Below are 26251 nucleotides of genomic sequence, written 5' to 3'. Positions count from 1 at the left end.
CCCACTACATTCCCGGCCATGAGCAATGGATGGGACCGGGAAGCTGACGTTGTAGTTCTGGGGATGGGAGCGGCGGGGTGTGCTGCCGCTATTTCGGCCGCCGATGCGGGGGCGTCGGTGATCTTGCTGGAGAAGATGCCCGAGGGCCGCGAGGGGGGCAACACCCGCATCTCGGGAGGCATTTGGTACAACAGCCTCGACCGCGACGGGATGGCCACGTACCTGCGGTCGCTGTGCGGCCCCTACACCTTGCCCGAGGAGATCATCGAGGTTTGGGCTGACGAGACCTACAAGAACACCGAGTGGCTGGAGAGCCTGGGAGTGACCCCCGGTGTCCATGCCGACTACAAGCCCGAATACCCCGAGATGCCTGGCGCCGAATTCTACGGCGGCTACCTGGGCGTGAACGGTGAGATGGGCCAGCAGCTATTGTGGAAGGCCCTGTCGGCCGCGGTGCAGGACCGGGGGGTGGATGTGGCGCTGGACACCCCGGCCAAGGAACTGGTGACCGACGACGACGGCTCGGTTATCGGCGTGGTGGCGTCCTCGGGCGGCCAGCCGCTGCGAGTGGGCGCTCGCCGGGGCGTGGTGCTGGCCACCGGCGGTTTCGAGAACAACCCGGAGATGGTACGGGATTACTTGCAGCTTCCTGGCTCTCCGGTGTGGGGTTCGCCGGCGGGAACTGGCGATGGCATCAAGATGGCTCAGAAGGTGGGCGCCGACCTGTGGCACATGGACAACATGGCGGCCAACCTCGGATTCGCCGTCGACGAATTCGAAGCGGGCATGTTTGTGATGTTCATCTTCTCCATGGGTTTCATCTGTGTGGGCAACGACGGCCGTCGGCCCCACAACGAGATGCCGCCCCAAGGCCACGGCCACGGCCTGATCGACGGCGACTACGAGCTGTTCCAGCGGCGCCCCCTGCATGTGATCTTCGACGAGGCCACCCGAAAGGCCGGGCCGATTTCGCCGCCACGGGAAGTTTTGCCGGTGGGATGGAACATGCTCATGGAGGGCTACGACTGGAGTTCCGACAACTCGGTCGAGATCGAGAAGGGTTGGATCCAGAAGGCCGACACTCTGGCCGAACTGGCGGAGGTCTTGGGGATTGACCCCGACGGACTGGAGGCATCGGTGGCCTCATGGAATGAGGCTTGCGCCGCCGGCCACGACCCGCTGGGCCGCCCTGCGGCCACCCTCGCCCCGTTGGCCACGCCCCCCTACTACGGATTCACCTCCGCTCCCCTGTTGGGTTGGACCAACGGCGGCCCCCGCCGCAACGAGAAGGCCCAAGTGCTTGACCCCTTCGGCGAGACCATCGGCCGGCTCTACGCCGCCGGCACCGTCAGTTCCACCTACAGCCGCTGCAAAGACGGCGGCTTCCACATCGGCGACGCCCTGGCCTTCGGCCGTGTAGCCGGCCGCAACGCCGCGGCGGAAGCGCCCCTTTAGACGCTCCGGCTAAGCCGACTACGGCCAGGCGCGCCAGGCAGTGATTTCGAGGGCGATAACCGGACCGGGGGGTCGGGTTTCTTGGTACTGGGGGTATTTGGCGGCCAGCAAGTCGAGGGCGTGGTCGCGCTCGTCGCCGTCGGTCAGCACCCGGGCGGTACCGTCCACCCTGATCCACCACAGCCTTGACCAGTCATCGTCGTAGCGGTCCACCAGCAGGCACGCAGCCGGGTTGGCGGCCAGGTTGTCCAGGCGGCGCAAGGCCAGGGTCGACTTGGGCTTGGCGTCCACCGCCGAATACACCACATCGCCAGTCAGCACGAAGCAGCACGGCACAGAGTGGGGCCGGCCCTCTGCGGTGACTGTACTGAGCACCGCGGAGCGAGCCTCCTCCACCCGCCGTCGCATCTCTCCGCTGTCCATCCCTGCACTCTACGAATCCCGCTCACAAAACGCGGAAAAGCGACCTGGCCCGCGCCACGGTGGCATAGGGGATAGAACACAGTGGTGGTCCGCCTGCCCCGATCGGATTCAGTCGCCCCCGAACCGCTGTTCGTGGTGGGGGCGGTGTCGCAGTATCTGGGCGCGGCAGTAGCCGTTCACCTATTCGACGAGATGGCCCCGGCGGGCGTGGCATTGGTGAGGGTGCTCGGGGCGGCGTTGATGATCATCCTGCTGCGGCGCTCCTGGCAGCGCCGGTGGAACCCCAGCGACCTGGCGTGGGCGTCGGCCTTCGGGATGGCGCTGGCCGCCATGAACCTGTCGATCTACCTTTCCATCGACGAGCTGCCTCTGGGAAACGCGGTGGCCATCGAGTTCACCGGCCCGATCCTGGTGGCCGCGGCCTTCACCCGCACCTTGCGCTCCGCGGCTGCGCTGCTGCTGGCCGCGGGCGGCGTGGTGGTGCTGGCCGGCGTGGAGGCCGAGGGCACCATGCGGGGGGTGGGATTCGCCCTGCTGGCCGGGTTGTTCTGGGCCGGCTACATCGTGCTTGGCCACCGAGTGGCCCGCGGTCCAGCGGCGGTCGACGGGCTGGGCATCGGGATGCTGGCCGGTGCGGCAGCCATCAGCGGATTTGGCGCTCCTGAGTTGGGGCCGGCCTTCGATACGCCATTCGTGCTCCTGTTGGCCCTGGTCACCGGCCTGCTGTCCAACGTCATTCCCTACTGGATCGATCAGCTGGTGATGAAGCGCATCACCCAGCACCGCTTCGCCCTCTTGCAGGCACTGCTCCCCGCCACCGCGGTGCTGGTGGGCTTGGCCGTGCTCATCCAGGTGCCCAGTGTTCGGGAATTGCTTGGCATTGCCTTGGTAATCGCCGCTATCTTGCTCAGCCGCTCCGTGAAGGGGCCCGGCGGCAGTGCCGCTGAGGCGGGCATACGGGCAGCGGATTAATCGAGATTGGCCGTCATTTCAATCTCCCCAATCAATCTGGACACCCAAGAGCCCCAAAATGCGCCCACTACGCCTGTTTGCCTTCCTCGCCCTGTCCGCTTTCGTTCTGGTTGCCGCCGGAAGCCGGATCGACAGCTACGACCACATCGACGTGGAGCAGTGGCGTCCGTTGGTGGAAGAGATATTCCCGGCCGACGAGGTAGACGACGTGCTCTCGGTTATGGCCTGCGAGTCTCACGGCAAACCCGGCACCCGCTACATGGAGGAGTGGGGAGTGGAATCAGTGGGCCTCATGCAGATCAACGAGGGCTGGCTCACCGGCTGGAGTCGCCCGGAATGGTCGATCCTCTCCCACAACGGTGAGCCTGTTGACCTGACCGATCCGGCGACCAACCTGCAAGCGGCCAAGTTCGTTCGGTACTTCGAAGACGCCACCGGCCTCGATCCCTGGTCGCAGTGGGCCTGCCAGCCCCAGTAAACGGGATATTGGCCGATACGCTTCAGCGTGTCTCTCGTAGGGATTTACGATGCCGACGGAGGCCTCAGCGGCGAGGTGCGATACGCCATCGGGAAGCTGCTGGGCCGGGGAAAGTGTGCGCTGTGCGACATCACCCATGGCTGGAATCCGATGGGTTCACGGAGCTGGAAACAGGCTTGCGAAGTCTCCGACGTTGAACTGGACCTCGTTCACCGCGATCAGGCCACCGCGGAACAGCTGGCCGCTGCTACTGGATTGCCCACCATTGTTCGCCAGCAAGACGGGCAGTGGAGCGAATTGCTGACAACCGCCGAAATCGCCCAATACGTGGGTACCCCCACCCAGTTCCTCGAGCGCCTCGACGAGCTCAGTTAGCGGAGAACGGCAAGTACTCGTAGCGGCGGGTCGACCAGCCGGAGGCAAAGCGGGCGGTTTCCTCATCGACTGAGTAATCCGGGAAGCGACCTAAGAGTTCTTCGAGGGCGACTCGGCATTGGAGCCGGGCCACCGACGCGCCGAGGCAGTGATGGGCGCCGTAGCCGAGGGCCACAATCTTGTCGATCTTGCGCTTCACGTCGAGCTCCCCGGCGGTGGGGCCGAACTCCCGCTCGTCCCGGTTGGCCGACGCGAACAACAGCAGCGCCTTTTTGCCCTCGGGAATGGTGACGCCGTGCAGGGTCACGTCGCGGGTCAGCGTGCGGGCCAGGTTCTGCACCGGTGAGGTCAGTCGCAGCAATTCCTCAACCGCATTGGGAATGGCCGACGGGTCGTCGATCAATAGCTGGCGCTGGTCCCGATGGCGGTCGAGCAGCACCGCCGAGCTGCTAAGCATCCCAGTGACGGTGTCGTTGCCGCCGGTGATCATGGTGAAGATGAACCCCACGATCCACATGGCCGAGGCGACGTCTTCGCCCTCTGCGACCAGGCCGGTCACCAAGTCGTCTCCGGGTTCGGCCTTGCGGCGCTCGATCAGCCCGGTGGCGTATTCGAATAGCTCCAGAAACGCGCTCTGGTTCTGGCCATAGGCGGCGGTTGACTCGGCCGTGGCCTGCACGATGCGCTCGGTCCAGCGGTCGAACAGCACCCGGTCTTCGGGCGGGACGCCCAGATAGTGCGCCACCAGATAGCTGGGCAGCGGCTTGAACAGCGCTTGGACGATGTCTACGTCCCCGGCGTCGGCCACTGCGTCGAGCTTGTCGGCGACGAAAGCCCGTACCTGGCCCTCCACCGGCGCCACCTGGCGAGGGGTCATGGGCCGGCTCACCAATCGGCGCATGGCGGTGTGCTCAGGCGGGTCCATCATCACGATGGGCCGGGCCTCGTCACCGAAGCTGGCCATGTCGTCGGGGGCGGTGGTCAGGCCGTTGGCCGACGAGTAGGTGTCGGTGTCGCGGGCCGCGGCGAAGACGTCGTCGAATCGGGACAGAACCCAGAACTCGCCGTCGCCCACCTCGTGTACCGGATCCTCATTGCGCAGCGCCCGGTAGTCGTCCCAGGGCTCGGCCCAGGTCTCGCCGCTGCGATAGGCGAATTTGACCGCCATTGGTTCAGCTCAGCTCGAGGCCTTCCAGGGCCCCCTCGTCGCGCCACGCCTTGAGAAGCTTGAAGAACTCCTGGGCGCCGCCGCCGTAGGTGCCGCCGAACCAGCCGGGGCCATCATCGGGCTTGCCCTCGTTGTTGTAGTAGCCGGGCGTGCACGACTCGAGGAAGCCCGCCCGCCGGTAGGCAGACTCGAAGATAATGCGCACCCACTCGGTTTCGGCCTCCTCGGTGGGCTCGATCACGGTCGCCCCCGACGACAGGCCCTGCTCGACGATGTAGGCCACGTGCTGGCTCTGCTCGTTGTAGAGCTCGGTGAAGTTGGGCGATACCCCCGATTGGATGCCACCCATGTGCAACAGGTTGGGGTACCCCCGGCTGACCACACCGTGGAAGGTGGACATGCCGTCCTTCCACCGCTCGCTCAGCGTCACGCCGCCCCGGCCGTAGATCTCGCAGTTGGCCCGGTGGGAATAGTCAGTGCCCACCTCGAACCCGGTGGCGAAGATCAAGCAGTCCAGCTCGTACTCCTGGCCGCCGGCCACCACGCCACGAGGGGTGATGCGCTCCACGCCCTGGCCGTCGGTGTCGACAAGGGTGACGTTGTCGCGGTTGAAGGTGGGCAGATAGTCGTCGTGGAAACAGGGCCGCTTGCAGAACTGCCGGTAATAGGGCTTCAGCGCATCTGCGACGTTCGGATCGGCGATGAGCTCGTCGACCCGGCTGCGAATCTGCTCCATCTTCTGGAAGTCGGCCATCTCCATGGCCTCGGCGATTTCCTCGGGGGTGCCCAGGCGGGCGCCCTCCCCCAGTGCGGTGAGGTTGCGGAGGATGTCGGTCCAGCCGTCGCTGACCAGGTCCTCCTCCTGCATGCTGCCGGCCACGATGTTGCCGAAGTTCTCGATGCGGTTCTGCTGCCAGCCCGGCTCCAGCGACTCGGCCCACTCTTGGTCGGTGGGGCGGTTGCCCCGCACGTCGATGGACGACGGGGTCCGCTGGAACACATACAGGTGCTGGGCGGTCTCGCCCACATGGGGGATGCACTGCACCGCGGTGGCGCCCGTGCCGATCACCCCGACCACCTTGTCGGACAGTTTGGTCAGGCCCCCGTTGGTGTCGCCGCCGGTGTAGTCGTAATCCCACCGGCTGGTGTGGAACGAGTGGCCCTCGAAGGTGTCGATTCCGGCGATGCCGGGCAGCTTGGGCCGGCTGAGCGGACCGATGGCCATGATCACGAACCGGGCCCGCATCCGGTCGTTGTGGTTGGTGTGCAGCACCCAGCGATCATCAGCGTCGTCCCAGTGCATCTCATGCACCCGGGTGCCGAAGCACACGTCCCTGTACAGATCGAAATGGCGGCCCAGCGCCCGGCAGTGCTCCAGGATCTCGGGGCCATAGGAGTACTTCTCCTTGGGCATGTATTCCATTTCCTCAAGGAGGGGCAGGTAGATGTACGACTCGATGTCGCACTGCACGCCGGGGTACTGGTTCCAGTACCAGGTGCCGCCGAACTCGGCTCCGGTCTCGATCATGCGGATGCTCTCCACCCCGAATTGCCGCAGCCGGGCCCCGGCCAAGAGCCCGCTGAAGCCCGTGCCGATTATGGCCACGTCCACCTCGTCGGTCAGGGGCTCTCTGGTGATGCCGGTTTGGGCCGGATCATCCAGGTAGCGGGAATACTCCCCGTCCATGGCGATGTACTGATCGTTGCCGTCGGACCGCAGGCGCTTGTCGCGCTCCTGGCGGTATTTCTCCCGAAGGGCGTCGGGGTCGAAGTCCAGTCCGGTGGCGTCCGAAGAGAGGGTGTCGGTCATAGCTCACTACGATACGGCCCATGACCTTTGAGGCTCGATTCGATCTAAACGACTTGGACTGGACCCACATGGAGGGCGGACCGGAGTTCGACTATCTGGTTGACTTCGACTTGGCTGTGCTCGGCGCGCAGCCCGAGAACAACACGCTCGACCTGTTGGTGCGCTTCGCCCCCAACTCTCACTGCCACTTCCACCGCCATGTGGCCGCCACCCGCACCCTGGTGCTCCAAGGCGAGCACCACGTATTCGACATCGAGCCCAACGGCGAGACCGTCCACAAGATCAAGCCAGCCGGCACTTACAGCCAGAGCCCCGGTGGAGAAGTCCACATGGAAAGGGGCGGCCCGGAGGGCGCCATCGTGCTGTTCAACCTCCACTCCCCCAGCGGAGTGCTGTTCGAGTCTCTCGACGCCGACCACAACGTGATCGCCTCCTCCACCATCGAGTCGATGTCTGAGAATCCCTCGTTGGGGGGCTAGAGCCAATTCGGCTCGCCAGGCCTCAACGGCCAACGTTGGCAATGGTTACATCACTGGCGGTTGCAATAGTCCATCACCGAGCGCAGGGCCAAAGCAGCACCGTCTGTGCTGAAGGTAGCCGTATAGAGCCTTCCTTCGCGGTCTGTGGTGGACAGTGTTAGCGGCATCCCCTCGTGCTCCAAGACCGCATTGAACAAGCGAGCGCTGTTGGCGGCATTGAAGTTCATGAATCTTGCGTCGGTCCCCTCATACCCGTTCAGGCTGACTACGTCGCCATTGACAAACCGTGCTTCAGCTGTCATGTCGCCATCTGCGTCCCCACGCACTGTGTCACCGTCCCAACCCACATAGGAAAACAGCCCCCATTGCCCCCGGGACTCCTTCAGGTCACAAGGCATCCGCAGACGAGGGACATTGTTGTCTGACACCCCCTCCGTCAAGTAAGCCGCGGTCAATACACCAAGCTGGGCAAAATTCGTGCTGTCATAGGATCGCCACACACCTGATGACACCGGTTCGCTTGCTTGAGCGGGATCAGGCATCTTGATTGCGCAGAAGTTCAACACTGAGCGCACCGCGATTGACGCTCCATCGGTGTCGAAGGTTGCCGTATAGACCTTCCCATCCCTGTCCGTTGCCGAGATCGTCACCGGCACCCCTTCATGCTGTAAGACAGCATTGAACAAGCGGAAGCTGCTCGAAGCATGGAAGTTCATGAACCGTGCGTCTGTCCCCTCATACCCAGTCAGGCTGAGAACTTCACCGTTGGCAAAAATTGCTTCAGCTCTCATATCGCCATCAGCGTCTCCGAGCACAACGTCGCCATCCCAACCCACATAGGAGAACAACCCCCACTCATCGTCTGAATCTCTATGGTCGCAAGACATCCGCAGGCTGGGAACATTGGATTCCGACACCCCCTCAGTGGAGGATGCAGCAGCCTTTACACCCATCTGATCTAAATCTGTATTCTCATAGGAAGTCCAGCTTCCATATGACCGTGGAGTGTCGCCGGGTACAGCAGGAGGAGGATCAACACACGGCCAGTCCAAGATCTCCCTTTGCCAGCATAGAATTTGATAGAAAGACAGCGAGTCGATTCTGCTCCTTGTCCGACATCTATTAGATGAATTCATTAGAGACCATTCGACGTCAATACAGTCAAACTCTCTGACTTCCTCTTCGTCAGTATGCTGTAGATCAAATAACGAATGGCCTATTTCGTGGGCAACGATACGGCGAAAACCATGATAATATGGACCACCCCAACTATAGAATGATACTCTCGCGGGTCCTGTCTTGTATCTTGCATATCCACCAGTATCTCCGCCTGTCATGATGTGAATGACTATAAGAATTTGAGAGTTGTCCCCTGCCGCAGCAACAGCCGAAGTATCACATACCGAATCTTCGTCACGTTCGAATAATTCACCTAAAGTTGTATTCTCCCAGTCGAACGAAGGCGACACAATGCCTCCGATGGTAAAATGTACACCTACAAGTCCAGACGATTCCCTGAAATAGAACGCAGGCACGTGAAGATTCAAGTCGGCCACCATTCCAGTTAGATGGTCCTGCGTGTATTGGCCGTCGGGAGCACAATAGAAGACAGGTATCTCGGTGTTTGCTCGTGTGCCAACCACCGGTGGCTCGATTGCTGGTTCGGGCACACTGGAGCACCCGCCGGGCACAACCTCGGTGTCGATGTCGAACATGCACCGGTAAACGTTCAGCAGCGCTTCCTGATCGGCAACCAACTGATCCCGAGCCGCGATGTCAGCGTCGCTAGGGTTGCCGGAAAATGGGACAGGAGTGAGCGCGGGAAACACAGGCGAACCATCAGCGCACCCGCCGGGCACAACCTCGGTGTCGATGTCGAACATGCACCGGTAAACGTTCAGCAGCGCCTCCTGATCGGCAACCAACTGATCCCGAGCCGCGATGTCAGCAGTTGTTTGGGCCTGCGCGGGCACTGCCAGCAGGATGGAGACGACTGCGAACATGGCCGTAAAAGCGGCAAGCCACCAGGCACCCCGGCGCATGGAAAGGGCTGGGCACCCATGCCTCTTCCTAAACGGTTTCAACGTCGAAAGTGTCACCGTTGATCTCGACTCATCCCGGAAGCCCACGTCGGTGGACCGTACTGGACTTGAACCAGTGACCTCTCGCGTGTGAGGCGAGCGCTCTGGCCATCTGAGCTAACGGTCCGGGGGTCGTTCAGGATAGCGCAGGCCACATCGGGGGCGCGAAACGAAAGGGGCTCCTCTGGCCCTAGGCTGCGGTGGGCCACCGAGGCGGCGCAAAGAGTTCTTCGCAGTAGGCCATGGCCTGGAGCACCCGCACATCGCCGAGTTGGTGGCCCACCAGCTGGAGTCCCACCGGCATGCCGTCGGCTGCGAAACCAGCTCTCACGCTGCCCGCTGGCAGCCGGGTCAGGTTGTAGGGGTAGGTGTGGCGAATCCAGTTGTCGACGAGCTCGCCGTTGACCAAACCCTGGCCCCCGCACTCGGGAAAGTGGCCGGCCACGGTGGGGGTGAGCAGCAGGTCGGCCTCGGCCATCACGCCGTTGAGCGTCTCGGACATTTCGTAGAAGATGTCGAGCGCCCGGTTGAAGTCGGCCACTTGGGGGTTGGTGGACAGGCCGAAGTAGTAGCGCAGACCGGGGGTGATCTTCTCCAATTGCTCGTCGGTCAGTTCGCCTAGCTCGCCCGACACCGCGTTGGCCGACAACAGCACGTATTCCCAAATCGGGTCTTTGAACAGGCCCTCCTCCCGGACCTCCACCGCCACACCAGCCGCCTCCAACTGGGCCACCGCGGCTTCGCACACCGCCACCACCTCAGCGTCGGACGGGTTGCCGTCGGGGGCCGGACACCACACGGCCTTCTGGGGCCGCCAGTCCTCGTCCAGCGCCTGACGCCATGACTGGTGGGGCCGGGGCAACGAGTCGAGGTCGCGGGGCGACTGCCCCATCACCAGATCTTGCACGAAGGCGATATCGGCCACCCGCAGCGCCATAGGACCGTGGACCGACAGGGGCCACAGCCGGTAGGTCCCTTCTACCGGCACTCGGCCCAGGCTGGCCTTGAAGCCGCTGAACCCGCAGGCCGCGGCAGGAATGCGGATCGACCCACCCCCGTCGGAGCCGGTACACAGCGGCACCAGTCCGGCCATCAGCGCGGCGGCGGTGCCGCCCGATGACCCGCCCGGCGAGCGCTTCGGGTTCCACGGGTTGCCGGTGGCCCCGAATACAGGGTTGTAGGTGTCACCGGTCCAGCCGAACTCCGGGGTGTTGGTCTTGCCCATCACCACGCAGCCCTGGGCCCGCAGCCGCTCCACCAGAATGCTGTCGGCTTCCGCCGGCGGATCATCGGCGTGCAGGAACGACCCTTGGGTGGTCACATAACCGGCGGCGTCTTCGAGGTCTTTGACCCCGAACGGAATGCCGGCCAGCGGCCCGACTTCGTCGCCGGAGGCCAGCCGGGCGTCGATCTCGTCGGCCTCGGCCAGCGACCGCTCCGGATCGGTGGCCACAAAGGCGTTCAGCTCCTCTTGAGCCTCTATGGCCGCCAGTGAGGCCTCCACCATCTCTCGGGCCGAGACTTCGCGATCCTGCACCGCCGCGGCCCACTCCTGCACCGACCGCTCACGAAAGTCCATTTGAAGCTCCTTCACCGCCGAAGCCCCGACAGTACTGCCCCTACTGCCCGGACAGGGCAGCGGCGACGGCTTCCAGACCGGCGGCTCGGCTGGCCTTGACCAATATCGCGGTATCGCTGTCGACCGCCCCAAGGGCTGCTACCGCGGCGGCGACGTCCGCGACTGGCGTCAGCCCGTAGTCGGCGGTGGCCACCGAGATGACCTCAATGCTCAGCTCGCGGGCCAAATCGCCAATAGCGGCATGTTCGGCGGCGGCCCGGTCCCCCAGCTCGGCCATGACCCCCAATACCGCCACTCGGCGGGGTCGGTCCACGGCGGCCAACGAGTGCAGTCCGGCGGCCATCGACATGGGATTGGCGTTGTATGCATCGTTGATGAGCACTGCCCCCGAGGCCAGCTCGCTCACCTCCATTCGCCACGGCGATAGCAAGGCCGACCCCAAACCGGCGGCGATCTGAGCCACCTCAACTCCAACGGCCAACGCCGCCGCTGCCGCGGCCAGCGCGTTGTCCACCATGTGTTCGCCGCACGCCCTCAGCGCCACCTCGGTCCTCCCTCCGGGGGTCTCCAGCCGGAATCGAGGGCACAGCCCATCGTCCAAGCTCACCCGGGAAGCACGAATATCACCCGCAGCACGGCCGAAAGTCAGCACCGCGGCCTCGGTCCGCCCGGCCATGGCCGCCACCAGGGGCTGGTCGGCGTTGAGCACCGCGACACCTGATGCGTTCAAAGACTCCACCAACTCGCCCTTGGCCTCGGCCACGGCCTCCACGGTCCCGAACAGCTCGGTGTGGGCCGCCCCGACAGATGTCACCACTCCCACGGTGGGCTGGGCCAGCGAGCAGAGCCAGGCGATGTGACCCATTCCCCGTGCGCCCATTTCAACTACTACCGCTTCGGCATCCTCGGGGCAGTTGGCCAAGGTGAGGGGTACCCCCAACTCGTTGTTGAACGACATCGGACTGGCGTGGGTCGGGCGGTCAGCTCCAATGGCTGCGGCAACCATGTCCTTTACCGAGGTCTTGCCCACCGAACCGGTGATGCCCACCACCGGGCCGTGAAACTTGCTGCGGGCGTAGCTGCCCAGCTCGGCCAGGGCGGCGGCGGTGTCGTCCACCACTACCGCGGTGGCTCTCCGAGGTTGCATTGCAGTCAAATAGGCGGCTGCTCCCGCGGCCAGGGCGTCGTCAATGAAGTCGTGGCCGTCCCGCTCGGCCACCACCGGCACGAACAACTCGCCTAGGGCCAAAGTCCTCGAGTCGATGGAGGTGCCGGTTACTTCGACATCGGGACCCACTAGCCGGCCGCTGGTCGCCTGAGCCACTTCCGATGCCATCAGTCGCACACACTTAGCCTCCCACTGTCGGGGCAATCGGTGGGGTACCGTCGGCCTGTGGGAACCCGCACCCGCTTGGTGCTGCTCTTCGGCGGCCGCTCGGCCGAACACGACGTATCGTGTGTCTCGGCCCGCCACGTGGCCGCCGCGGCCGACAAGAGCCGCTTCGAGGTGGTGGCGCTGGGCATCACCCGGGCTGGTCAGTGGAGGCTGGCAGAGCTGTCCGATCCCCTTCCCGACCGCTTGGACGCCGACGGTCTCGCTGTGACCCCGGCTGAGATATTCGCCGAACCCGACACGGTGGTGTTCCCCCTAATACACGGTCCAATGGGCGAGGACGGCACTATCCAGGGGCTGCTGGAAGTGGCCGACGTGCCCTATGTGGGTTCGGGCGTGCTGGCCTCAGCGGTGTGCATGGACAAGTCCATGGCTAAGCTGGTGTGCGCCCGGCACGGCCTGCCCCAGTGCCGCCATCGGACGGCGTCGTCCGTCGATCCTCCCGAGGCGGTGGCCGAACAGGCCATAGCCGACCTGGGGCTGCCGCTGTTCGTGAAGCCAGCCAATATGGGCTCGTCGGTGGGGGTCAGCCGGACCACCACCGAATTCGAAACGGTCAAAGCGCTCGAAGCTGCCGCGCAGTACGACGAGACACTGATCATCGAGGAGGCCGTCACCGGCCAGGAGATCGAGGTATCAGTGTTGGGCAACCGCGATCCCAAGGCGTCGGTCCCCGGCGAGATCGTGCCCGGCGCCGATTTCTACGACTACGCCGACAAGTACCTCACTGACGGCGCCAAGCTGCTGGTCCCCGCCCAGATTCCGGAGGCTGCCGCCCAAGAGGCCCAGCGCCTTGCCATCTCCGCCTACCGCGCCCTGAGGTGCGAGGGCATGGCCCGGGTGGACTTCCTTTACGAGCCCGATGGCCGCGGAATGCTAATCAGCGAGATCAACACCATTCCCGGGTTCACCCCCATAAGCATGTACCCCAAGCTGTGGCAGGCATCAGGCCTCCCCTACCCGGAGCTCATCTCCACTCTGGTTGACCTGGCCGTCGAGCGCTACGAGCGCCGCCTCCAACACCGCCGAACCGACCGTTGAGAGCGGGAGTGGGCTGGGGAAATCTCCCTGGATTTGGTAGAACACTGCGGTGATCTCTGATGCGCTGGCCGGCAAGCGGCTGGCGATCACCGGCACGACCGGTTTCCTGGGCACCGCTCTCGTGGAGCGGCTGCTGCGCTGCGTGCCCGACGTGGAACTGGTGCTGCTGGTGCGCCCCGCCCGCCGAGGCGTTGAGGAGCGGATCCGGCGGGAGATAATCCGCAACGACGTATTCGATCGACTGCGCGACCAACTGGGCAACGACGAGTTCGAGCGGCTGTGCCAGGAGCGGATCACCGGCGTGGCCGGCGACGTGGGCATCGACGGCCTGGGGCTCGACGACGCCGGCCGGGAGCTGGTCGCCGGCTGCGACATCGTCATCCACTCGGCCGCGGCGGTGGCGTTCGACAACCCGCTGGACACCGCGGTGGAAGTCAACCTCATGGGGCCGGTTCGCCTGGTGCAGATGCTCAACGATATGGGAGCGTCACCCCACTTCATCGCGGTGTCCACCTGCTATGTGGCCGGCAGCCGCCGGGGCAACGCCCCCGAGGAGCCATTGGCCGACGGCCCCATGTACGTGCCGGTGTCGTGGCAGGACGAGGCCGACGCCAGCCGCCGTCGGCGCATTACCACCGAGACCGAGAGCCGCGACCCCGCCCGCCTGGAGGAGTTCCGCAGCCGGGCCCGCCACGAGCTAGGCGCGGCCGGCACCCCGGCGCTGGCGGCCAAGACCGAGCAGCTCCGCAGCCGCTGGGTCCACGACCAGATGGTGGAGGCGGGCCGGTCCCGGGCCGCCTCGCTGGGCTTCCCCGACGCCTACGCCTTCACCAAGGCATTGGCCGAGACCGCGGTGACCGAGATCAAGGGCGACCTAAAGGTCTCCACCGTGCGGCCCTCCATCATCGAGTCGGCCTATTCCGAGCCCTTCCCCGGATGGATCCGGGGCTTCCGCATGGCCGAGCCCATCATCATCGGCTACGGCCGGGGGCTGCTCACCGACTTCCCCGGCATCCCCCAGGGGGTGCTGGACGTGATCCCGGTAGATCTGGTGGCCGCGGCCATCTGCGCGGTGGCGGCCCGTGGACATGACCCCGCCCAGGAGATCATCCAGGTGGCATCGGGCGCAGTGAACCCGTTCCGGCTGAACCAACTGGTCGACCTGGCCCACCGCTGGTTTAGCGAGAACCCCATCTACGACGACCGCGACCAGCCCATCCCTCCCCCCAACTGGACCTATCCGGGCCGAGGCCGAGTGGTCCGCCAGCTCAAACGGCTGCGCACGGGTTTGAACGCCACCGAGCGGGTGCTGGGGCGGCTGCCCATCCGAGGCCGCCAAGCCGAGATCACCGCCGATCTGGACGAGCGACGCGATCAGGTTGAGCGGGCCCTGGGCTACGTGGAGCTCTACGGCGCGTACACCGAGTGCGAGGCCCTGTTCGGCGTTAACCGGCTGCTGGAGTTGTGGGACAGCCTGGACGACGACGACAAAGAGATGTACTGCTTCGACCCCCGGATCATCGACTGGCCCCACTATGTGGGCGATATCCACCTGCCCACCGTGGTGGCCCAGGGCCGGGTCAAGACGGCTCCGTCGGGGCGGTCGGGGCCGTCTCGAAGGGACCGCCAGCGAACCCAGGTGCTCTCCCCCGACCGCCACATTGCGGCATTCGACCTGGAGAACACCGTCATCGCCGCCAACGTGGTCATGGCCTACGGCTGGCTGGCCACCCGGCGGCTGCCAAAGGACGAACGGGCCCGGCTGGTGGCCAAGATCCTGCTGGAGGCCCCATCGCTTCTGGCGCTGGACCACCGGGACCGCAGCGACTTCCTCCGCCACTTCTACCGCCGCTACCAGGGGGCGCCAATCGAGCAGATGGCCGAGGACTCCGGCGAGATGTTCAGCGACCTGATCTTGACCCAGTCCTACCCGGCCGCCATCCGGCGGGTGCGCCAGCATCGGGCCGCCGGGCACACCACCGTGCTCATCACCGGCGCGCTCGACTTCATCGTGGAGCCGCTGCGCCCGCTGTTCGACCACATCGTGTGCGCCGAGCTGGCCCAATCCCACGGCACCTACACCGGCCAGCTGGCCGAGGTGCCGCCCACCAGCGAGTCCCGGGCCGAGGTGCTGCGGGACTTTGCCAACGCCGAGGGGCTGCTCATGTCGGAGTCGGTGGCCTATGCCGACTCGGCCAGCGACCTAGCCCTGCTGGAGGCGGTGGGCTACCCGGTGGCGGTGAATCCCGAGCCGAAGCTGGCCATGCTGGCCCGAAAGCGGGGCTGGCTCATCGAGTACTTCGACAAGGCCCCCGGCGGCCCCCGCAAGCTGCTGCCCATCGGAAGCCGGAAGGCGTCATGAAGGACCGGGCATGAAGGATCGAGTTAGGCCCACCCCCCGTCCAGGCATGGTGCTGGAGGTAGACCGCTCCACCCCGCCCATCCTGTTCCACCACGGTGAGGGGTTCCGCACCGAGAAGCTGCCGGCTGGGCGCAGCCGGGTGATCTACCCCGCAGAGCCGCTGCTGGGCCTGGCCGATCCCGAGGGTGCCATCCGCCGGGCGCTGCTCAACCCCATCGACCAGGACCCGCTGCCCGCCCAGCTGCGCCCGGGCATGAAGCTCACCATCGCGTTCGACGACATCTCTTTGCCGCTGCCCCCCATGCGCCGCCCCGACATCCGCCAGATGGTGATCGAGCAGGTGCTGGAGATGGCCGCGGCGGCCGGGGTGGACGACGTCCACATCATCGCCGCGCTGGCCCTGCACCGGCGCATGACCGAAGACGAGCTGCGCTACTGCCTGGGCGACCGCACCTACGACGCCTTCGCCCCCTCGGGCTGCCTCTACAACCACGACGCCGAGGACCCCGACGGCATGGTGGTGCTGGGCACCACACCCCACGGCGAGGAGGTGCAGTTCTCCAAGCGGGCCGCGGAGAGCGACCTGGTGGTGTACGTGAACATCAACCTGGTGGCCATGGACGGCGGCCACAAGAGCACCGCCACCGGCCTGGCCGGCTACCAGGGGCTGCGCCACCACCACAACGTAAAAACCATGCAGGAGTCCAAGTCGTTCATGGACCAGCACCGCTCCGAGCTGCACGCCTCCAACTGGCGCATGGGCAAGGTGCTGCGCGACTCCGGGGTGAAGATCTTCCAGATCGAGACCACGGTCAACAACAACACCTTCGGGGTGGACGGCCCGCTGGCCATGCTCCAGAAGCGGGAGTGGGAATGGACGGCCAAAGACCGGGCCGCCTTCGTGGCCATGACCACCGGGCTGAAGTGTGCCCCGCCCCAAATGGCCCGGCAGATCTTCCAGTCGTGGCGGGCGCCCTACGAGCTGACCTCGGTGCAGGCCGGCGAGGTGGAGGCGGTCCACAAGGTGACCACCGAGAACGTGTACGCCCAGCACTTGGTGCCCGTCGAGGGCCAGACCGACATCTTGACGATGGGCCTGCCCTACATCTGCCCCTACAACGTGAATTCGGTGATGAACCCCATCCTGGTGATGTGTTTGGGGCTGGGCTACTTCTTCAACCTCTATCGGGGCCGCCCGCTAGTGCGGGAAGGCGGCGTGGTCATCATGGGCCACCCCACCCGCTGGGAGTTCCACCCGGTACACCACCCCAGCTACATCGACTTCTTCGAGCAGGTCCTGGCCGACACCACCGACCCCGTGGAGATCGAGGCCCGCTACGAGCGCCAGTTCGCCGAGGACGAGTGGTACATCCACCTGTACCGCACGTCGTACGCCTACCACGGCGTCCACCCCTTCTACATGTGGTACTGGGGAGCCCACGCCCTTCAGCACCTGGGCGAGGTGATAATCGTGGGCGGCGACACCCGGGCGGTGCAGCGCATGGGCTTCCGCCCCGCCTCCACCCTCCAGGACGCCCTGGAGATCGCCAGCGACACCGTGGGCCGCCAGCCCACCGTCACCCACCTCCACAACCCTCCCATCCTGATGGCCGATGTCAGCTAGAAGGGTGATCTCGAAGCTGGACTTCCCCTATCGGGCGGCTCGACCGCCCGCGGGGGTGCCGCCCGCGCCGGATCTCAAGAATCGCGGGGCCGACTACGACACCGACTGGGCCCGCAAGCCCGCTGCTCGGGCCGCCCGGCGGCTCATCACCGAGGTTGTGATGCAGCCGGCCATGGCCGCTCTGGCCCGTCCCCAGCGCCGGGGCCTCGACCGGATCGAGCGATTGGACGGCCCGGTGATCTTCGCCGCCAACCATCACAGCCACATCGACACCCCCCTGCTGTTTACCTCCATCCCGCCCCGGTGGCGCAACCGGCTCGTGGTAGGCGCGGCAGCCGACTACTTCTTCACCGGGGCGGTCAAGTCGGCCGCCTCCGCCTTGGTCATTGGCGCCATTCCCGTCGAGCGCTCCAAAGTGGGGCGGCGCTCGGCCCGCCTGGCCGCGTCCCTCATCGAGGACGGCTGGAGCCTGCTCATCTTCCCCGAGGGCGGCCGCAGTCCCGACGGCTGGGGCCAGCCCTTCCTGGGGGGCGCCGGCTACCTAGCCGTGCGCTGCGGCGTGCCAGTAGTACCCGTGCACGTAGAGGGCACCGACCGGATCCTGCCCAAGGGCCGCAACGTGCCCAAGGTGTCGACCACCACCATCACATTCGGCGACCCCTTGGTGCCTACCGAGGAGGACAACGCCCGGCGGTTCGCGGCTCGCATCGAGGTGGCGGTGGCCACATTGGCCGATGAGTGCGCCACCGACTGGTACCAGGCCCGCCGCCGAGCCCACGCCGGCACTACCCCCGGCCTCACCGGCCCCAATATCTCCCCCTGGCGCCGAGCTTGGGCGCTCGGAGACCGCTCCCCCCGCTCCCGCCGCCAACACCGCCGCTGGCCCTGAGACTTAACGCTGCTGGACGGGGCGACCGAGCCCGCTCCACAACGGCTGGGCTTCTGGTGGATTGCCTCGGTCTCTCATGCGCTCCTATCGGCCAACACCGACGAGAGCTTCTTGGAGCGCGCCGACGAGGTTGACTTCCACCGCAAGACCAACAAGCACCTCGCCTGGGGGGGGGTGGCGTCCACCGGTGCCCCCACCGACGGCGGCAGTCAGGGCTCAGCCCTCAACGCCGGCTGAGGCCCGACTCACCTCCATCAGCCGCTCCACAATCTCGCCATCGAGCGCCTCTTTATTGGGCGGCCGGGCCTCGTCTTCATAGATGAACTGTCCGCTTACGCCTTCGTAGGCCGACGAAACAGCGAGCCGAACGATGCGATCGGCGCCGACGACAGGAGGCGATGCGAATAGCCGCATCATGACGTTGCCAAAGGATAGGGAACCCTTCGTATCGCGGAGCAGGTTGGTTTTGATGAAGCCTGGGTTGAGCGCATAGGCCGTTACTCCTGAACCCTCCAGTCGGCGCGACAGATCGAGCGTGAACATATTGAGGGCCAGCTTCGCCTGCGAATAGGCCTTGCCCGTGGAGAAGTCGCGTTCGAGTTGAAGATCGTCGAAGTGCACATGGCCGAAGACCTCCATCGCGGAGGAGACATTGACGATGCGCGCCGGCGCCGAGGCAATCACCCGGTCGAGCAAAAGGCTGGTCAAAAGGAAGGGGCCCAGATAATTGACCACCCAATGGACTTCGAAACCCTCTTCGGTCACCTGCCGCTCACCGGCGTTGATACCGGCATTGTTGACCAGTGCGTCGATGCTGGGATGGTCGGACAGCACCTGGGTTGCCGCGCGGCGGACACTGGCCAAAGACGAAAGGTCGCAGTGGACGAATTCGACTGACGGGCCCAGTTCATCCACGATCGGCTTAGCCTTCGCCTCATTCCGCCCCAGCAGAACGACTTTTGCCCCCATCTCGCAGAAGATGTCGACCGCCGCTCGGCCCATCCCGTCGGTACCGCCGGTGAGGACGATCGTCTTCGACGTGAGGTCGCAATCCTCTGCTGGTATCGCATGAGCCGGGTTGGGCTTCCGCCGTTGCCTTGACATCGACCCGGCCAGTGCCCGCAACCGGTCAAGCCGACTCATCCGCTGGCGAGAATCCATGGACCACTTTCTCCGGTGCAGCAAACGACAAAGCCAAAATAGTGCTCACTTCACACGCCTAGCTAGCCTTCTGCCCACCGCTCAAGGGAAATGGAAGGGAAGAGGGATGTCACACGAAACGCGAATGCTCATTGACGGTGAACTTCTCTCGGGGACCCAGGAGTTCGAAGTGCTGAATCCTGCAACCGAGGAGGTTGTGGCGATGTGCGCCGACGGTACGGCCGCAGACATGGATCGGGCCGTCGCGGCAGCTCGACGAGCCCAAGACAGCACCGACTGGGCAACCGACCCAGGGCTCCGGAAACGATCAATCCTTCAGCTTCAGAAGGCGCTCGAGGCCGAACAGGAAGAATTGCGGGCTGAGCTCATTGCCGAGGTGGGATGCCCCGTGCTCACCACGTACGGGCCCCAGCTCGATGCTCCGTTGCGAGAGGCGCTCACCTGGCCAGCCGAGATGGTCGACCGCTTCCCGTGGTCCCGCAAACTCCCCGATAACGACCCTTTCGGCGTCGGCTACCAATCCCACCGAGAGGTCTGGAAAGAGCCGGTCGGCGTGGTGGGAGTCATCGTGCCGTGGAACTTCCCTATCGAGGTCACTCTCAGCAAGCTCGGTCCGGTCCTGGCAATGGGGAACAGCTGCGTCCTCAAGCCCGCCCCCGACACCCCGCTCAACGCAAACCGCATCGGCCGGCTGATCGCCGAGCAGACCGAGATCCCCCACGGCATCGTCAACATCGTCCCCTCCAGCGATCACCTGGTTGGCGAGGTGCTGACCACGTCGCCCCTGGTGGACATGGTGGCGTTCACCGGGTCCACGGCCACTGGCCGCCGGATCATGGAAGCCGCATCGAGCACCCTCAAGCGGGTCTTCCTCGAGTTGGGGGGCAAGTCGGTCAACCTCATCCTCGATGACGCCGATTTTGCCGCCACTGTCCCCACCGCGGCCGGAATTTGCATGCACGCCGGTCAGGGCTGCGCGATGCCCACCCGAATGCTGGTGCCCTTCTCCCGCTACGAGGAAGCGGTCGAGCTGGTCAAGATGGGCTTCGAGGGCGTCGCCTACGGCGACCCCACCGATCCGGCCAACCTGCAAGGCCCGCAGATCTCCGCCAAGCAGCGCGACAGGGTGCTGGGCTACATCGACAAGGGGATCGCCGAGGGCGCCACACTGGTCACCGGCGGCGGCATCCCCAGCGGGTTCGATAAGGGTTTCTTTGTCGAACCAACGGTTTTCGCCGATGTCGACAACTCAATGACGATCGCCCGCGAAGAGATCTTCGGGCCGGTCATCTCCGTGATCGGCTACGAAGACGACGACCACGCGGTGCAAATCGCCAACGACTCAGAGTACGGACTTTCCGGGGCCATATCCTCCACCGACCTCGAAAGGGCAATGGGGATCGCTCGACGGATTCGTACCGGCACGCTCAGCATAAACGGAGGCATGTGGTATGGCGCCGATGCCCCCTTCGGCGGCTACAAAGACTCCGGCATCGGCCGCCAGTGTGGGATCGAGGGCTTGGAGATCTTCACAGAGACCAAAACCGTCGGGTGGCCGACAGGTACATAGCGGCCAAACAGGCCGCCCAACTCGCCATTCTCAGTGGAGACCGGTTCCGACTCGGTGTGGGGAGCGGATGGAGCCACATCGAGTACGAGTCGCTCGGCACCGACTATCGAACCCGGGGCCCTCGCCTGTAGGAGCAGGTACACCTCTTGCGACGATTCTGGAGCGAGCCGGTGATCGACTTCACCGGCGGGCCGTCGGTTTAGGAGTCATGCATGGCTGATGAAGCTGGGTTTATCGACGCGGCCCCCACCGACTATCTGGGCCCCGGCGAGACCGCGACCGTTGATGTCGCCGGTATACCCGTGACGATCGCAAACACCGGCGACCGGTGGTGCGCATTTCAGAGCATGTGCCCGCATCAGGAAACACCGCTCGGCGGATTGCCCCTTTTGCGCGGAGTGCTGTTGCGGTGCCCTGAGCACGGGTCCGTGTTCGACGTGTCAACCGGCGAATGCGTCGTCCCCTCCGAAGACGGCTGGTCGGGAAGGATGCAGACTTTCAGGACTCGGGTGGTAGGCGATGTGGTGCAGGTCTCGCTGACCTAGGACACTCCCAAGAGCTTGGCCACCGTGCCACCCATGATCAGCTCCTGCTCGTCGTTGGGCATGTCTTTGACCAGATCGGCGTAGGCAAGGGGATCGGCCATCCCCTCGGGGTGGGGAAAATCGGAACCGAACATCAGACGGTCGGCCGGCATGCCGGTCTCAGCCATGAGTCCTGCGGGGTCGGCCTCGTGGAAGCAATGCACGTAGACGTTGCGAAGGAACATCTCATATGGATCCTCGTCGAAAAGGATCGCCTTGTTCTCGGATGCATCTCGCAGCTTGGCTACAAACGGCCTCACCCAATGGCTGGCGAATTCAACCGGCGCAAACTTGAGGCCGGGGAAACGGCTGGCGAGGCCATGACCGATTATCGAGGCCATCGCGTCAATGAGGTTGTCCTTTTCCGACGCCAAGAGCTGAAAGCCCGGAGCGGCGTTGGGTGCGAAGGCCAGGAACTCTCCTCCCGTGCGGCCCTCCCACTCGTCGGTGTAGCGGGTGTAGCCCGAGTCACCTGAGTGCATGCCGACAACGATGTCGAGTTCTTGGACAAGCTCCCAGAATGGATCGAATTCCGGCAGGGCGAAGGATTTGCGACCCTCATAGGTGGGCACAGGCGCCACCCGGAGCAGGAAGGCCTTCGCGCCCCGTTCGGCCACCCACTGCAACTCCTCGATGGCTCGGTCGAGGATAGCGAGCGAGATGACCGGCGTTGTGTAGATCGCATCCCCGTAGTCGAAGGTCCAGTGATCGTGGACCCATTGATTGAAGGCATGGATTATCGTGCACACGGTGCGGGGGTCGTCGGCGAGACGCTCCTCGAGCACGCTGGCCAGCGTTGGCCACATCACCGTCCGGTCGATTCCCATGTCTTGCATGAGCTTCAAACGGGGCTCGGGGTCGAAGAATGCTTCGACGCCCGGAATGACCTGCGGTTTGAAGTCATCCGACATGGTGAAGTTCCCGACTGTCGAGCCTTTCGGTTTCCGGCCGCCCTCCGCCGCGGGGTCGAGCCCCCACGCACCCGGCGCGGCCACTCGGTTGAATGTGGGATTGGGGATGTACCTGCTTATCCGGTCCTTCAGCGCCAATTTCGTACGGCCGTCTACCTCGACGTACTTGATGACCCCCTCCATGCCCTTTGGCAAGAACCTCGTGAAGGCGTCCTGGGTCTCATAGAGGTGGTTGTCGGAGTCGAAGATCTTGAACGGCAGATCTCGGTCGCGGACGTACATGAAATGCTCGTCGGTCATCTGCTTCCTCCGTGGCTTCGAGTACCGATCAATTCGACCATGATCATGTCTACGCCACGCGGGCGGTTTCTGGCATGGTCACAACCCCAACCTAGCCCGCCTGCTCCGAATCAGAGCGCTGGTCGGCGGTGTTGGGCTGCCACTCTTGGTCGCGGGACGGCATGAAGGGCGACGACATCAGGGCTCCTCTACCTTGTGGGTGTGTCGTGGGTCTTCGGGCAAAAGCTCTTCGACGAGAAAGGTTGGAATGGACACAGCGTCGGGGCCGAGATACGTCATTCCCGCAATCTGAGCTACCGGTTGGATGCCGCAGGAGGCCAGATTGGACACCGCATCGGCAAGGTTCTCAACCCGCAAACCGTGGGCATGGAACCGGTTGCGAGTGATGTCGGTTCCCCATAGATCCTGGGACATACCCTCATCCGGCATGGGAAACAGCAGCAGCAGGCAATCCCCAAGCGAGACGATCGCACCGATCTCGTTTGGGGCGGCATCCTCTTTGGCCCTGAGAACCTGGGTTTCGAACAAGCCGGCCAGCCGCTCGGCTACGGCCGCGGGATTGGCCACTACCGCGGTGACGAACGCGTACTGCAACGCCGGAGCCACCGGCGCCTCGGGCAGCGGCTGGGGAGCATATCCCCAGCGGGGATCGTCGTCGGTGTGGCGGTCGGACCATTCCAGCAATAGGCCAGCGGACTCTTTGGGCTTGGAGAAGAAGATGCTGTCTTCGACCCATACCTGGGGGGTCAACTGGAGACAGGCCAGCCGCTCGGCAGTGGCTTTGGCATCGTCCACTTGCAGGGCGATTGAGTGCATGCCGCCGCCCCATTTCTCCACAAAGTTCCGAACCGGCGATTGCTCTCCGACGGGAGCGCCGATTTCTATCGAGTTGTCCCCCAGCCAGACCATCCCTCCGCGCCGGCCGACACCGACTGCCTCAGACACGTTCTCGTGCATGACCGCGGCGCCGAACAAGCGCTGAAGAGGCCCGAGCAATTCGTCGTAGTCGGCGGCCATGGCCGTTGTGTGCCACAGCATCTTGACGCCGGTCATGGGCTTTCCCCTCGATCAATTTCCGCTGCTGTCGCCCCGGAGGACAAGAACCAGGAAACTGCCATCAACAAGCGAAACGATACCTCCAGTTGGGTCGGTAAGGCCATGCTCGAACGGCCCGGCCAAACCGGCCAACTAGAGGTACTGAACGCCAGGAGATAGGGGAAGGGACACCCGTTCTGCGACAAGGCCAAACTGCCTGCAAGCCCGTAGGATCAGGAGTATGCCGGTAGCCGCTTCCACTCCTATAGAGCTGATCGAAGACGTGTATTCAACCCTGGACGAGCGGGTTGGCGCCGCCCGGGGGCGATTCGGGCGAGATCTCACTTTGGCCGAGAAAATCCTGGTCAACCACCTCGACGACCCCACCGCGACCCCCGAGCGGGGGGCCACCTACGTGGATCTGCGGCCCGACCGGGTGGCCATGCAGGACGCCACCGCCCAGATGGCCTGGCTCCAGTTCATGACCGCCGGGCTCGACGAAGTGCAGGTGCCCACCACCACCCACTGCGACCACCTCATTTCGGCCCGCATTGACGCCCAGCGCGACCTGGCCGCCGCCCTCGACAACAACGAGGAGGTGTACGACTTTCTGGAGTCGGTGTGCGCCCGCTACGGCGCCGGATTCTGGAAGCCGGGCTCGGGGATCATCCATCAGGTGGTGCTGGAGCAATACGCCTTCCCCGGCGGCATGATGATCGGCACCGACAGCCACACTCCTAACGCCGGCGGCCTGGCCATGGTGGCGGTGGGTGTGGGCGGCGCCGACGCGGTGGACGTGATGACCGGATTCCCCTGGAACGTGCGCTGGCCCAAGCTCATCGGCGTGCACCTCACCGGAGAGCTCGACGGCTGGGCCGCCCCCAAGGACGTGATCTTGAAGGTGGCCGAGATCCTGACCGTGGCCGGCGGGACCGGAGCCATTGTGGAGTACTTCGGCGAGGGGGCCCACTCGCTGTCGGCCACCGGCAAAGCCACCATCTGCAACATGGGGGCCGAGATCGGCGCCACCACCTCATTGTTCGCCTACGACGACGCCATCGCCCGCTATCTGAAGGCCACCGGCCGCGAGGCAGTGGCCGACGCGGCCAATGCCGCCGCCCACAACCTGCGGGCCGACGACGCCGTGCTGGCCGACCCCGGCCACTACTTCGACCGGGTGGTGGAGATCGACCTGTCCAAGCTGGGACCCCACATCAACGGCCCCCATACCCCCGACCGAGCCCGCCCGGTGGCCGAGCTGGGGGCCGAGGCCAAGCTGAACGGCTGGCCCTTGGAGGTGAGCGCCGCGCTGGTGGGGTCGTGTACCAACTCCAGCTACGAGGACATCACCCGGGCGGCCAGCATCGCCCGCCACGCCGCCGCCAACGGGCTCACCGCCAAGTCGCCCCTCATGGTCACTCCCGGTTCTGAGCAGGTGCGGGCCACCATCGAGCGCGACGGCCTTTTGGCCGACCTGGAGTCCATCGGGGCCACCGTTTTGGCCAACGCCTGCGGGCCGTGCATCGGCCAGTGGAACCGCGACGACGTGGCCGAGGGCACCCCCAACAGCATCGTCACCAGCTACAACCGCAACTTCCCCAAGCGCAACGACGGCTACGCCTCCACCAACGCCTTCGTGACCTCACCGGAGACGGTGGTGGCCCTGGCGTTGGCCGGCACGCTGGACTTCGACCCCGCCAACGACACCATCACCGCCCCCGACGGCACCGAGGTGGCGCTCATGGTGGGGCCGGGCACTGAGCTTCCCGACCAGGGCTTCGACCCCGGCGCCAGCGGGTTCGTTGCCCCGCCCGACGACGGCAGCGGCGTGGACGTGCGGGTATCCCCCGACTCCGAGCGGCTCCAGCTGCTCGAACCGTTCTCCCCGTGGGACGGCGAAGACTTCCGGGGCCTACTGGTGCTGCTCAAGGCCCAGGGCAAGTGCACTACCGACCACATCTCCATGGCGGGGCCGTGGCTGCGCTACCGGGGGCATTTGGAGAACATCTCCGGCAACGTCTACCTGGGAGCGGTGAACGCCTTCACCGGCGCGGTCGGCGAGGGCAAAAACCAGCTCGACGGCAGCACCGGGTCGTTCCCCGACGTGGCCGCCGCCTACCACGCCGCCGGACAGCGCTGGGTGGTGGTGGGCGACCGCAACATCGGCGAGGGCTCATCCCGGGAGCACGCCGCCATGGAGCCCCGCTTCCGAGGGTGCGCCGCGGTGATCGCCCGGTCGTTTGCCCGCATCCACGAGACCAACTTGAAGAAGCAGGGCGTGTTGGCCCTGACCTTCGCCGACCCCGACGACTACGACCGCATCGACGAGGACGACCGCATCTCGATCCTCGGCCTGGCCGATCTGGCCCCCGGCGAGCCGGTGCAGGTGCAGGTGGCCAAGCCCGACGGATCGACGGTGGACATCACCGCGGAGCACACCCTGTCGCACGACCAGATCGAGTGGTTCCAAGCGGGCAGCGCCCTGAACCTGATCCGCCAGCGAACCTCGGGCTGACCGACAACGCCAGCCGCTAGATCTCATGGACATCCGCTCCTCCTGC

General features: G+C 65.1%; 23 protein-coding genes and 1 tRNA gene. 14 read left to right on the top strand and 10 right to left on the bottom strand.

All coding sequences use genetic code 11. The features are described from left to right. Positions 1-18: 18 nt before the first annotated feature. The gene (locus tag ACOGXH_RS05110; RefSeq protein ID WP_419928039.1) at positions 19-1455 is read left to right on the top strand and encodes an FAD-dependent oxidoreductase; all 1437 of its coding nucleotides are present in this window, start codon (positions 19-21) and stop codon (positions 1453-1455) included. An 18-nt stretch (positions 1456-1473) separates the two neighbouring features. Here the strand turns inward: ACOGXH_RS05110 and ACOGXH_RS05105 are convergent, their stop codons facing one another. Further along, positions 1474-1878 carry a TIGR03668 family PPOX class F420-dependent oxidoreductase gene (locus tag ACOGXH_RS05105; RefSeq protein ID WP_419928038.1) on the bottom strand — a complete coding sequence of 135 codons (405 nt, stop codon included), beginning with the start codon at positions 1876-1878 and terminating at the stop codon, positions 1474-1476. Between the two features lie 84 nt (positions 1879-1962). Here ACOGXH_RS05105 and ACOGXH_RS05100 point away from each other — a divergent pair, with 84 nt between their 5' ends. The 3 genes from ACOGXH_RS05100 to ACOGXH_RS05090 are packed head-to-tail and all read left to right on the top strand — an operon-like array spanning position 1963 to position 3703. After that, a complete protein-coding gene (locus ACOGXH_RS05100; RefSeq protein ID WP_419928037.1) occupies positions 1963-2850 on the top strand; it encodes an EamA family transporter in 888 nt (295 codons plus the stop codon). 58 nt (positions 2851-2908) lie between these two features. Then, positions 2909-3328, top strand: coding sequence for a hypothetical protein (locus tag ACOGXH_RS05095; protein WP_419928036.1), 420 nt, complete (start codon positions 2909-2911; stop codon positions 3326-3328). 27 nt (positions 3329-3355) lie between these two features. Next, positions 3356-3703, top strand: a complete 348-nt coding sequence (locus tag ACOGXH_RS05090) for a hypothetical protein (RefSeq protein WP_419928035.1) — start codon at positions 3356-3358, stop codon at positions 3701-3703. Here ACOGXH_RS05090 and ACOGXH_RS05085 read toward each other — a convergent pair. Both ACOGXH_RS05085 and ACOGXH_RS05080 read right to left on the bottom strand, forming a co-directional pair. Further along, positions 3696-4871, bottom strand: coding sequence for a cytochrome P450 (locus ACOGXH_RS05085; protein WP_419928034.1), 1176 nt, complete (start codon positions 4869-4871; stop codon positions 3696-3698). The genes ACOGXH_RS05090 and ACOGXH_RS05085 overlap by 8 nt on opposite strands. 4 nt (positions 4872-4875) lie before the next feature. After that, positions 4876-6681, bottom strand: a complete 1806-nt coding sequence (locus ACOGXH_RS05080) for a flavin-containing monooxygenase (RefSeq protein WP_419928033.1) — start codon at positions 6679-6681, stop codon at positions 4876-4878. A 20-nt stretch (positions 6682-6701) separates the two neighbouring features. Between ACOGXH_RS05080 and ACOGXH_RS05075 the strand changes: the two genes are divergently transcribed. Then, complete coding sequence (locus ACOGXH_RS05075) at positions 6702-7160, top strand: cupin domain-containing protein (protein ID WP_419928032.1); 459 nt, start codon at positions 6702-6704, stop codon at positions 7158-7160. Positions 7161-7210: 50 nt separating this feature from the next. Here the strand turns inward: ACOGXH_RS05075 and ACOGXH_RS05070 are convergent, their stop codons facing one another. The 4 genes from ACOGXH_RS05070 to ACOGXH_RS05055 form a co-directional block, all read right to left on the bottom strand. Next, entirely contained in the window at positions 7211-9163 is a 1953-nt protein-coding gene (locus ACOGXH_RS05070; RefSeq protein ID WP_419928031.1) for a hypothetical protein, read from the bottom strand. A gap of 131 nt (positions 9164-9294) precedes the next feature. Next, positions 9295-9368, bottom strand: a tRNA-Val gene (locus tag ACOGXH_RS05065). A gap of 63 nt (positions 9369-9431) precedes the next feature. Continuing rightward, positions 9432-10820, bottom strand: coding sequence for an amidase (locus tag ACOGXH_RS05060; protein ID WP_419928030.1), 1389 nt, complete (start codon positions 10818-10820; stop codon positions 9432-9434). A 40-nt stretch (positions 10821-10860) separates the two neighbouring features. Continuing rightward, a complete protein-coding gene (locus ACOGXH_RS05055; protein ID WP_419928029.1) occupies positions 10861-12165 on the bottom strand; it encodes a UDP-N-acetylmuramoyl-tripeptide--D-alanyl-D-alanine ligase in 1305 nt (434 codons plus the stop codon). Positions 12166-12213: 48 nt separating this feature from the next. On the opposite strand from ACOGXH_RS05055, the gene ACOGXH_RS05050 reads away from it, so the two are divergent. From ACOGXH_RS05050 to ACOGXH_RS05030, 5 genes are all read left to right on the top strand, one after another. After that, a complete protein-coding gene (locus tag ACOGXH_RS05050; protein WP_419928028.1) occupies positions 12214-13254 on the top strand; it encodes a D-alanine--D-alanine ligase family protein in 1041 nt (346 codons plus the stop codon). A 49-nt stretch (positions 13255-13303) separates the two neighbouring features. Further along, on the top strand, positions 13304-15616 hold the full coding sequence (locus ACOGXH_RS05045) for an HAD-IB family hydrolase (RefSeq protein ID WP_419928027.1): 2313 nt from the start codon (positions 13304-13306) through the stop codon (positions 15614-15616). Between the two features lie 10 nt (positions 15617-15626). Continuing rightward, positions 15627-17240 carry a lactate racemase domain-containing protein gene (locus ACOGXH_RS05040; protein WP_419928026.1) on the top strand — a complete coding sequence of 538 codons (1614 nt, stop codon included), beginning with the start codon at positions 15627-15629 and terminating at the stop codon, positions 17238-17240. Between the two features lie 4 nt (positions 17241-17244). After that, a complete protein-coding gene (locus ACOGXH_RS05035; RefSeq protein WP_419928025.1) occupies positions 17245-18129 on the top strand; it encodes a lysophospholipid acyltransferase family protein in 885 nt (294 codons plus the stop codon). 111 nt (positions 18130-18240) lie between these two features. Beyond that, entirely contained in the window at positions 18241-18366 is a 126-nt protein-coding gene (locus ACOGXH_RS05030; protein WP_419928024.1) for a hypothetical protein, read from the top strand. Here ACOGXH_RS05030 and ACOGXH_RS05025 read toward each other — a convergent pair. Next, positions 18346-19290 carry an SDR family oxidoreductase gene (locus tag ACOGXH_RS05025; protein ID WP_419928023.1) on the bottom strand — a complete coding sequence of 315 codons (945 nt, stop codon included), beginning with the start codon at positions 19288-19290 and terminating at the stop codon, positions 18346-18348. The genes ACOGXH_RS05030 and ACOGXH_RS05025 overlap by 21 nt on opposite strands. Positions 19291-19396: 106 nt before the next feature. Here ACOGXH_RS05025 and ACOGXH_RS05020 point away from each other — a divergent pair, with 106 nt between their 5' ends. From ACOGXH_RS05020 to ACOGXH_RS05010, 3 genes are all read left to right on the top strand, one after another. Next, the gene (locus ACOGXH_RS05020; protein WP_419928022.1) at positions 19397-20860 is read left to right on the top strand and encodes an aldehyde dehydrogenase family protein; all 1464 of its coding nucleotides are present in this window, start codon (positions 19397-19399) and stop codon (positions 20858-20860) included. Continuing rightward, positions 20842-20991: an LLM class flavin-dependent oxidoreductase gene (locus ACOGXH_RS05015; protein ID WP_419928021.1), complete on the top strand. Its 150-nt coding sequence runs from the start codon at positions 20842-20844 to the stop codon at positions 20989-20991. Before ACOGXH_RS05020 ends, ACOGXH_RS05015 begins: the two co-directional genes overlap by 19 nt. A gap of 81 nt (positions 20992-21072) precedes the next feature. Then, entirely contained in the window at positions 21073-21405 is a 333-nt protein-coding gene (locus ACOGXH_RS05010) for a Rieske (2Fe-2S) protein (RefSeq protein ID WP_419928020.1), read from the top strand. Here ACOGXH_RS05010 and ACOGXH_RS05005 read toward each other — a convergent pair. Then, positions 21402-22655 (bottom strand): amidohydrolase family protein, encoded by a 1254-nt coding sequence (locus ACOGXH_RS05005; RefSeq protein WP_419928019.1) that lies wholly within the window; start codon positions 22653-22655, stop codon positions 21402-21404. The genes ACOGXH_RS05010 and ACOGXH_RS05005 overlap by 4 nt on opposite strands. A gap of 177 nt (positions 22656-22832) precedes the next feature. Then, positions 22833-23708: a hypothetical protein gene (locus tag ACOGXH_RS05000; RefSeq protein WP_419928018.1), complete on the bottom strand. Its 876-nt coding sequence runs from the start codon at positions 23706-23708 to the stop codon at positions 22833-22835. Between the two features lie 223 nt (positions 23709-23931). Here ACOGXH_RS05000 and ACOGXH_RS04995 point away from each other — a divergent pair, with 223 nt between their 5' ends. Continuing rightward, positions 23932-26205: an aconitate hydratase gene (locus ACOGXH_RS04995; RefSeq protein WP_419928017.1), complete on the top strand. Its 2274-nt coding sequence runs from the start codon at positions 23932-23934 to the stop codon at positions 26203-26205. Positions 26206-26251: the final 46 nt, after the last annotated feature.

This window comes from Candidatus Poriferisocius sp., assembly GCF_965208355.1.
Lineage (GTDB): Bacteria > Actinomycetota > Acidimicrobiia > Acidimicrobiales > Bin134 > Poriferisocius.
Note: the sequence above shows the minus strand (reverse complement) of the source record. Positions and strands in the feature narration are given on the sequence as shown.

Bases quoted from the DNA above. Each gene is read 5' to 3' on its own strand.
- ACOGXH_RS05110 (WP_419928039.1), top strand. From the start codon at position 19: ATGAGCAATGGATGGGACCGGGAAGCTGACGTTGTAGTTCTGGGGATG.
- ACOGXH_RS05105 (WP_419928038.1), bottom strand. From the start codon at position 1,878: ATGGACAGCGGAGAGATGCGACGGCGGGTGGAGGAGGCTCGCTCCGCG.
- ACOGXH_RS05095 (WP_419928036.1), top strand. From the start codon at position 2,909: ATGCGCCCACTACGCCTGTTTGCCTTCCTCGCCCTGTCCGCTTTCGTT.
- ACOGXH_RS05085 (WP_419928034.1), bottom strand. From the start codon at position 4,871: ATGGCGGTCAAATTCGCCTATCGCAGCGGCGAGACCTGGGCCGAGCCC.
- ACOGXH_RS05080 (WP_419928033.1), bottom strand. From the start codon at position 6,681: ATGACCGACACCCTCTCTTCGGACGCCACCGGACTGGACTTCGACCCC.
- ACOGXH_RS05075 (WP_419928032.1), top strand. From the start codon at position 6,702: ATGACCTTTGAGGCTCGATTCGATCTAAACGACTTGGACTGGACCCAC.
- ACOGXH_RS05070 (WP_419928031.1), bottom strand. From the start codon at position 9,163: ATGTTCGCAGTCGTCTCCATCCTGCTGGCAGTGCCCGCGCAGGCCCAA.
- ACOGXH_RS05060 (WP_419928030.1), bottom strand. From the start codon at position 10,820: ATGGACTTTCGTGAGCGGTCGGTGCAGGAGTGGGCCGCGGCGGTGCAG.
- ACOGXH_RS05040 (WP_419928026.1), top strand. From the start codon at position 15,627: ATGAAGGATCGAGTTAGGCCCACCCCCCGTCCAGGCATGGTGCTGGAG.
- ACOGXH_RS05025 (WP_419928023.1), bottom strand. From the start codon at position 19,290: ATGGATTCTCGCCAGCGGATGAGTCGGCTTGACCGGTTGCGGGCACTG.
- ACOGXH_RS05020 (WP_419928022.1), top strand. From the start codon at position 19,397: ATGTCACACGAAACGCGAATGCTCATTGACGGTGAACTTCTCTCGGGG.
- ACOGXH_RS05010 (WP_419928020.1), top strand. From the start codon at position 21,073: ATGGCTGATGAAGCTGGGTTTATCGACGCGGCCCCCACCGACTATCTG.
- ACOGXH_RS05005 (WP_419928019.1), bottom strand. From the start codon at position 22,655: ATGACCGACGAGCATTTCATGTACGTCCGCGACCGAGATCTGCCGTTC.
- ACOGXH_RS05000 (WP_419928018.1), bottom strand. From the start codon at position 23,708: ATGACCGGCGTCAAGATGCTGTGGCACACAACGGCCATGGCCGCCGAC.
- ACOGXH_RS04995 (WP_419928017.1), top strand. From the start codon at position 23,932: ATGCCGGTAGCCGCTTCCACTCCTATAGAGCTGATCGAAGACGTGTAT.